Source organism: Cryobacterium serini (assembly GCF_004404025.1).
In the GTDB taxonomy this organism is placed as follows: domain Bacteria; phylum Actinomycetota; class Actinomycetes; order Actinomycetales; family Microbacteriaceae; genus Cryobacterium; species Cryobacterium serini.
The window spans coordinates 305,761-313,224 of sequence record NZ_SOHN01000011.1 but is presented as its reverse complement, the minus strand read 5'-3'; the positions used below and the strand labels follow the sequence as shown (position 1 = coordinate 313,224).

At 63.8% G+C, this 7,464-nt stretch carries 9 protein-coding genes and 1 rRNA gene; 7 read left to right on the top strand and 3 right to left on the bottom strand.

Annotated elements, in window-relative coordinates; genetic code table 11:
• A 5S ribosomal RNA gene (gene rrf / locus E3T51_RS10720) occupies positions 1–84 on the top strand; the annotation flags it as partial.
• Between the two features lie 111 nt (positions 85–195).
• On the opposite strand, the gene E3T51_RS10715 is transcribed toward rrf, so the two are convergent.
• The 3 genes from E3T51_RS10715 to paaI are packed head-to-tail and all read right to left on the bottom strand — an operon-like array spanning position 196 to position 2,602.
• Positions 196–795: a TetR/AcrR family transcriptional regulator gene (locus E3T51_RS10715; RefSeq protein ID WP_104193559.1), complete on the bottom strand. Its 600-nt coding sequence runs from the start codon at positions 793–795 to the stop codon at positions 196–198.
• Positions 796–836: 41 nt separating this feature from the next.
• Entirely contained in the window at positions 837–2,156 is a 1,320-nt protein-coding gene (paaK, locus tag E3T51_RS10710; protein ID WP_104193558.1) for a phenylacetate--CoA ligase PaaK, read from the bottom strand.
• A 17-nt stretch (positions 2,157–2,173) separates the two neighbouring features.
• The gene (paaI, locus tag E3T51_RS10705) at positions 2,174–2,602 is read right to left on the bottom strand and encodes a hydroxyphenylacetyl-CoA thioesterase PaaI (RefSeq protein WP_134529809.1); all 429 of its coding nucleotides are present in this window, start codon (positions 2,600–2,602) and stop codon (positions 2,174–2,176) included.
• A gap of 193 nt (positions 2,603–2,795) precedes the next feature.
• Between paaI and paaA the strand changes: the two genes are divergently transcribed.
• Genes paaA through E3T51_RS10675 form a run of 6 tightly spaced genes read left to right on the top strand, consistent with a single transcriptional unit; the run spans position 2,796 to position 7,447 of the window.
• Positions 2,796–3,800: a 1,2-phenylacetyl-CoA epoxidase subunit PaaA gene (paaA, locus tag E3T51_RS10700; RefSeq protein WP_134529808.1), complete on the top strand. Its 1,005-nt coding sequence runs from the start codon at positions 2,796–2,798 to the stop codon at positions 3,798–3,800.
• Positions 3,797–4,102, top strand: a complete 306-nt coding sequence (gene paaB, locus E3T51_RS10695) for a 1,2-phenylacetyl-CoA epoxidase subunit PaaB (RefSeq protein ID WP_092106867.1) — start codon at positions 3,797–3,799, stop codon at positions 4,100–4,102. Before paaA ends, paaB begins: the two co-directional genes overlap by 4 nt.
• Positions 4,099–4,953 carry a 1,2-phenylacetyl-CoA epoxidase subunit PaaC gene (gene paaC, locus E3T51_RS10690; RefSeq protein WP_134529807.1) on the top strand — a complete coding sequence of 285 codons (855 nt, stop codon included), beginning with the start codon at positions 4,099–4,101 and terminating at the stop codon, positions 4,951–4,953. The genes paaB and paaC overlap by 4 nt, the downstream gene beginning before the upstream one ends.
• The gene (paaD, locus tag E3T51_RS10685; RefSeq protein ID WP_134529806.1) at positions 4,947–5,492 is read left to right on the top strand and encodes a 1,2-phenylacetyl-CoA epoxidase subunit PaaD; all 546 of its coding nucleotides are present in this window, start codon (positions 4,947–4,949) and stop codon (positions 5,490–5,492) included. The genes paaC and paaD overlap by 7 nt, the downstream gene beginning before the upstream one ends.
• Positions 5,492–6,652 (top strand): 1,2-phenylacetyl-CoA epoxidase subunit PaaE, encoded by a 1,161-nt coding sequence (gene paaE, locus E3T51_RS10680; protein WP_134529805.1) that lies wholly within the window; start codon positions 5,492–5,494, stop codon positions 6,650–6,652. Before paaD ends, paaE begins: the two co-directional genes overlap by 1 nt.
• A 21-nt stretch (positions 6,653–6,673) precedes the next feature.
• The gene (locus E3T51_RS10675; RefSeq protein WP_134529804.1) at positions 6,674–7,447 is read left to right on the top strand and encodes an enoyl-CoA hydratase/isomerase family protein; all 774 of its coding nucleotides are present in this window, start codon (positions 6,674–6,676) and stop codon (positions 7,445–7,447) included.
• The last annotated feature ends 17 nt before the right edge of the window (positions 7,448–7,464 follow it).

The following is a 7,464-nucleotide window of genomic DNA, read 5'->3' as shown; positions in this document are numbered from 1 at the left end:
CACATTCCGAACCCGGAAGCTAAGACTCTCAGCGCCGATGGTACTGCAGGGGGGACCCTGTGGGAGAGTAGGACACCGCCGGACTTAACTTAGAAACAAACAGAAAGGCCACCTTCGGGTGGCCTTTTTGCGTTAATCCGATCAAACACGACGAAGGGCCACGCACACTGTGCGTGGCCCTTCGTCGTTAACACGCTAATGGCGGCGGAGGCCATCCAAAGCTACGGCGAGTACGTCGTCCGCGAGGTGGCTGGCGTCCTCCGGGCCCTCGGGGCGGTACCACTCGGCGATCGAATTAACCATGCCGAAGAGCAGTCGTGTGACGACGCGCGGGTCGATGTCGCTGCGCAATGATCCCTCATCACGGGCTTCAACGACCAGAGCAGAAACCGCTCGGTCGAAAGCCCTGCGACGGGTGAGCGCCAGGCGCTCGACCTCCGTATTGCCGCGTACACGCAGCAGCAAGGTCACATACGGAAGCCGAGACGTCAATATATGTACGGCGCCGCGCAGCACGTAGGCCAGGCGGTCGATCGCATTTCCGGTCAGCGCACCAGACTCGAGCAGCACGCCCTCGAGGCCGTTGAGAGCTTCATCGAGGGCGAGCTGGAGCACTTCATCCTTGGAGGTGAAGTGATGGTAAATAGCAGCCTTCGACAAGGCCAAACGTGTCGCGAGTACTCCCATCGAGGTCGCGTCGTAGCCGAATTCGTTGAACGCGGTGACGGCGATCTCAAGAATGGCGCGCTGGTCGTAGCCGGGACGGCCGCGTTTGGGTGGGTGTACGTCAGGCATAGGACTTGAGTCTCTCACGCAGACGTGCCGGCCGAGACCGGTTAGCGCAGGTCGTAGACGCGTTTGTGCTTTCCCGTACTGCGCTCCAGGGTGCCCGGTTCGACGACGAGCACGTTCACGCTTGATCCGATCCGATCCTTGATCAGGGTGATGAGCAACGCACGGGCAATGGCAGAGGCCTCATCATTGGCGTGCTCGTGTCGCTCGATGCGTACGGTGAGCTCGTCCATGCGCGACGGTCGGGTCAGCTCGATCACGAAATGGGGGGAGAGGTGGTCGATTCCGAGCACGATCTCTTCGATCTGGGTCGGGAACAGGTTGACCCCGCGCAGAATGATCATGTCGTCATTGCGCCCGGTGATCTTCTCCATTCGTCGCATTCCCGGCCGCGCGGTGCCTGGCAGCAATCGGGTCAGGTCGCGGGTGCGATAGCGGATGACCGGGAACGCCTCCTTGGTCAGCGACGTGAAGACGAGCTCTCCGGTTTCGCCGTCGGGCAGGCTGTGTCCCGTGTCCCCATTGATGATCTCAGGCAGAAAGTGATCTTCCCACAGGTGTGGGCCGTCCTTGGACTCGATGCACTCATTGCCGACACCAGGACCCATGACCTCGCTCAGGCCGTAAATGTCGAGCGCATCGAAGTCGAGGCGGTCTTCAAGCTCGAGGCGCATTTGATTGGTCCACGGCTCGGCACCGAGCACGCCGGCCTTCAGGCTCGAGCGGCGCGGATCAAGGCCGGCAGCAACCATGGCATCGGTGATCGTGAGCAGGTAGCTGGGCGTTGACAGAATGACGTCGGGCTCGAAGTCGGTGATCATTTGGACCTGTTTGTTGGTCTGGCCACCCGACATAGGGATGGCGCAAGCACCGAGCGCTTCGATGCCCGCATGGGCACCGAGCCCGCCCGTGAACAGGCCGTAACCGTAGGCGTTGTGTACCTTCATGCCGGGGCGCACGCCAGAGGCGCGCAGGCTGCGGGCGACGAGACCAGACCACATAGCGAGGTCGTTCTTGGTGTACCCGACCACGGTCGGCAGGCCAGTAGTACCCGATGACGTGTGAATGCGAGCGATCTGATCCATCGGAACGGCGAACATGCCGAAGGGGTACGAAACTCGCAGGTCATCCTTTGTTGTGAACGGCAGCAGCCTGATGTCTTCGAGGGTGCGAATGTCATCGGGGTGCACTCCAACCGCATCAAATTTGCGCGTATAGAGGGGTACATTCTCGTAGGCGTGTCGCACAGTGTGCTGTAGTCGAATCAGTTGCAGCGCGCGGATTTCGCCCTGGTCCAGGCGCTCGGCCGCGTCGAGCTCGTCGAGTGCCGGTGCGTGCAGACGGGTCTTGGTCAGCGTTGACATGGTGCCTTCCGGAAGGGTTATAGGTGGGTGCGGTCGGGAACAGGCAAATTGGTGGTGCGGCTGCGACCGCGAAATTCAGCAACGGTCACGTCGTTGTCGACGGTGATCCGTACGTCATAGAGGCCACTTCTGCCGCTCTTCACACGCAGCAGAGCGGTGGCGGTGAGATTCTGGCCGCTGGTGGTCGGCTTCAGAAAGCTGATGTCGGCGCCGGCCGCGAGCGTGACATGGTGCGAATCATTGCAGGCAATGGCGAAAGCCGTGTCGGCGAGGGCGAAGATAAAACCGCCGTGGGTCACATCAAAACCGTTGAGCATATCGTCGCGCACGACCATGGAAACCACGGAGTGGCCTGGCTCGTTGCGATGGACGACCATACCGAGAGAAGCGGATGCCCGGTCGCGCTGCATCATGGCCTGGCTGCCGACATGCAGAGCTTCGGTCATTCGGTTCTCCTCGTTGAGTTGCCGTACCGGTCGGGGTTGCCCGTCCGATAATGTGACTATATACTAACTGAACGATCGGTCGGTAATAGATTTCAAACCCGTGAGCGCAATTGCCGACGAGCATCACCCTAGCGCCGCTCGCTTGTGCACAAAACCAACCACGACCACCGCAGTCAACGCAGACCAGGAGCCGATGATGACAAGCACCATCACGCCCGATACGAGCGCAACCGCCGTTATCAGCGTCGAGGAACAGCAGTTCAACGACTTGATCGAGGCCGACTCGCGCATCGAGCCGCGTGACTGGATGCCAGAGGCCTACCGCAAGTCGCTCGTGCGCCAGATTTCACAGCACGCGCACTCGGAAATCATCGGCATGCAGCCCGAGTCGAACTGGATCACGCGCGCCCCGAGCCTGAAGCGCAAGGCGATTCTCATGGCCAAGGTGCAGGACGAAGCCGGCCACGGTCTCTACCTCTACTCCGCCGCGCAGACCCTCGGCGCTACCCGCGACGACATGACGGATGCCCTCATCGCTGGCAAGGCCCGCTACTCGTCGATCTTCAACTACCCGACCCCGAGCTGGGCGGACATGGGCTCGATCGGCTGGCTCGTCGACGGCGCCGCTATCTGCAACCAGGTGCCCCTCTGCCGTGCCTCCTATGGCCCCTACGGCCGTGCGATGGTGCGCATCTGCAAGGAAGAATCCTTCCACCAGCGCCAGGGTTTCGAGATTCTGCTCGAGCTCATGCAGGGCACCGACGAGCAGCGTCAGATGGCCCAGGATTCGGTCAACCGTTGGTACTGGCCCGCGCTCATGATGTTCGGCCCGCCCGATGACGACTCGCCCAACTCGGCGCAGTCCATGGCGTGGAAGATCAAGCGTCACTCCAATGACGAACTGCGCCAGCGCTTCGTGAACATGCTCGTGCCCCAGGCGGCCGTGCTGGGCATCACCCTGCCAGACCCGGACCTGCACTTCAACGAGGAGACCCAGCAGTGGGACCTCGGCACGATCGACTGGACCGAGTTCCACGAGGTGCTCGCCGGCCGTGGCCCCAACAACGCTCAGCGCCTACAGCGTCGACGCGACGCCCACGACGAGGGCGCGTGGGTGCGCGAAGCCGCCGCGGCCTATGCCGTCAAACAGATTGCACTCAAACGGTCCGCACGAACTGAAGAAATGGCAGTCTCATGACCACTCCCGGGGATTCCGCAGCTGAAATCTGGCCCCTCTGGGAAGTGTTCGTGCGCTCCAACCGCGGCCTGAGTCACGTGCACGTCGGCTCCCTGCATGCTCCCGACGAGACCCTCGCCGTGCGCAATGCTCGCGACCTGTACACCCGCCGCAGCGAGGGCGTCTCGGTCTGGGTCGTTCCCGCCGCCGCCATCACCACGAGTGATCCCGACGCCAAGGGCGCCTTCTTCGAATCGCCCGCCGGAAAGAACTACCGCCACGCGAGCTACTACTCCAAGAGCGAAGGAGTGAAGCACCTATGAGCAATCACATCGAAGCCGATGTCCCTGCCTCCGGTCACGAAGACGAGCACGGCCACGTCGCCGTCGATGTCACCACGCTCGACGCCGAACTCATCGAAGGCCCGTCCCTCGCCACACCCGACTTGGCGGAGTATGCGCTGTGGCTCGGCGACGACTCACTTATCCTGGCCCAGCAGCTCGGTGCCTGGATTTCCCGCGCTCCCGAGCTCGAAGAAGACGTCGCCCTTGGCAACGTCGCCCTCGACCTGATCGGCCACGCCCGGTCGCTGCTGCATTACGCCGGCACCGCCACGAACCGCACCGAAGATGACCTCGCGTACTGGCGCACCGAGCCCGATTTTCGCTCGCTGCACATCGTCGAACAGCCCAACGGTGACTTTGCCCACACCATCGCACGCCAGTTCATTGTGGCCCACTACCTGTTCGAACTGTACGGTCGGCTGCGGGCATCCGCTGACGCAACCCTGGCTGCGATCGCCGCCAAGGCGGTGAAAGAAGTCGACTATCACCGCGACCACTCCACCCAGTGGGTACTGCGCCTCGCGCAGGGCACCGACGAATCGCGGCGCCGCATGATCACCGCGTTCTCCGACCTATGGCCCTACGTCGAAGAGATCTTTCGCGACGACCCGCTCATCGACCGTCTCGAAGGGATCGCGGTTCGCCCGTCGAGCCTGCTCCCGGCGTTCGACGCCGCCATCGCACCGGTGCTCGCCGAAGCCGAACTCGAGGTCCCCCGTGGATTTGTCGCTTCCGGTGGCGGCCGCACCGGCAAGCACTCCGAGCACCTCGCTTTTCTCCTCGCCGAAATGCAGGTGCTCACCCGCGCTCACCCCGGCGCATCATGGTGACTACAGCAGCGCACGAGGCACTCTCGCGCCCGCGTCCCGCTGACGCCGCGTCGCTCGCGGCCTGGATAATTGCCGCGCAGGTCGTCGACCCCGAGATTCCGGTGCTCACCATCGAAGACCTCGGTGTGCTGCGGTCCGTCAGGGTCACCAGCGATGCTGTCGCGGTGACCCTGACGCCGACCTATAGCGGATGCCCCGCCATGGACGCCATGCGCGACGACGTTCTAGCGGTACTCGCGAACGCTGGCTACGAAAATGTGTCGGTGCGGCTGGTGCTCAGCCCGGCCTGGACCACCGACTGGATGAGCGAGATCGGCAAGGCCAAGCTGCGTGAGTACGGTATTGCCGCTCCCACCGGCCATGCCACCGTGCGGAGCTCCGGCCCGGCCGGCCCGATCCGCCTGAAAATGGCAGTGAAATGCCCGCGCTGCTCCTCGCTCAATACCCGCGAGCTCGCGCACTTCGGCTCCACCTCCTGTAAGTCCCTCTACGAATGCCGAGACTGCCTCGAGCCGTTCGACTACTTCAAGGTGCTCTAATGGCTGCAACACGTCTTGAATCCACCAAGCAGGGCGCCACCACGCTGGCGCCGGTCAAGCACCGCGCACGCTTCCACACCCTCACGGTGGCCGAAGTGCGCCCGCTCACGGCCGACAGCGTCGAGGTCACCTTCACCGTTCCGCCCAAACTGCAAGGCGCTTTCGACTACCTGCCCGGCCAGCACCTCGCCCTGCGCGCCATGATCGACGGCAAGGAGCTGCGTCGCAGCTACTCGATCTGCCGTCCGGCCGGTGTCAAAACCAGTGCAGGCGGTTCGATCAGTGTCGCCATCAAACGCGACCTCGGCGGCGTCTTCTCCACCTGGGCCAACAGCGAGCTTCACCCCGGTGATGAAATCGACGTGATGAGCCCGCAGGGCAGCTTCACCTCGACCCTGCAGGACCTCGACCAGAAGCACGTCGTTGGAGTGGCTGCCGGTTCGGGAATCACCCCGCTCATGGCGCTCGCGCACACCGTGCTCGCCGCTTCACCGACGTCGATGTTCACCCTCGTCTACACCAACCGCACTGCCCTCGACGTGATGTTCCTCGACGAACTCGCCGAGCTCAAGGACCGTTACCCGGCCCGCCTAGCGCTCTACCACGTGCTCTCTCGCGAGCAGCGCTCATCCTCGTTACTCTCCGGCCGCATCGACGAAGAGAAGTTTCGGCGCATGCTCGACACGATCCTGCGCCCGGCTACGGTCGATGAATGGTTTCTGTGTGGTCCGTTCGAATTGGTGCAGCTTTGCCGCGACACGCTCGAGAGTACCGGCGTTGACCGGTCGCACGTACGCTTCGAGCTGTTCACCGCCGGCGAGCCCTCGGCCGCCCATGGTGACCGCGGTCGGCCGGTCATCATCGGCACCGGCGACAAGACCTTCCAGATCGAGTTCACCCTCGACGGCCAGAGCAACACGGTCACCACCCCGGTCAACGCGAACGAGAGCATTCTGAATGCTGCCCTGCGGGTGCGCCCCGACGTTCCCTTCGCCTGCGCCGGCGGTGTCTGCGGAACCTGCCGCGCCAAGCTGGTCAGCGGCGACGTCACCATGACCGAGAACTACGCGCTCGAGCCGGAAGAACTCGCTCGCGGTTACGTGCTGACCTGCCAGTCGCACCCGACCACCGACACCGTCGTCGTCGACTACGACGTCTAACCCATGAGAAAAGCGGATGCCGTGATTGAGCTCTCGATAGACAACGACGTCGCCCACGTGATGCTGAACGCGCCCGATAAACTCAACGCCCTCGATGAGGCCGCGATCGTCGAACTCGACGCGGCGTACCAGACCGCCGAGCGGGCCGGCGTGCGCGCGCTCGTGCTAAGCGGGACAGGCCGGGCCTTCTGCGCCGGCCGCGACATTTCGGCGGTCGACCCGCGTACCGACGACGTGATCGGTTACCTCGGCAATCTGGTGACGCCGCTGCTTGAACGCATGAGCCGGTTTCCGGCACCGACCTTCGCGGCCGCCCACGGCGCGTGCCTGGGCGTGGGCCTCGGCCTGCTCATCGCCACCGACGTTGTCTACGTCGCCGATACCGCCAAGATCGGTTCACCGTTTGCGAATCTCGGCGCCACCCTCGACTCTGGCGGGCATGCCCTGTTCGTGGAACGCCTCGGTGCGCACCGTACCCTCGACCTGATCTACAGCGGGCGGCTCATGTCGGGGGCTGAAGCCGTCGCTGGTGGACTGTTCAGCCAGGTGTTTCCGGCTGCGGAGCTGTCCGAGGCGACCGCGCAGGCAGCCGCGCGCGCGGCATCCGGTGCCACCCAGGCTTTTCTCGCGAGCAAGGTGCTCGTCCAATCTCTGCGTGACGAGCGGCTTGGACTTTGGCAGAGCATGAGCGACGAGACCGCCGCCCAGGCCGCGCTATGCGCCACGGGCGACTACCGTGAGGGTTTCGCCGCATTCCAGGAGAAGCGCAAGCCCTCCTTCACCGGTCGCGCCTGAGTCGCGCCCGCGCTGAT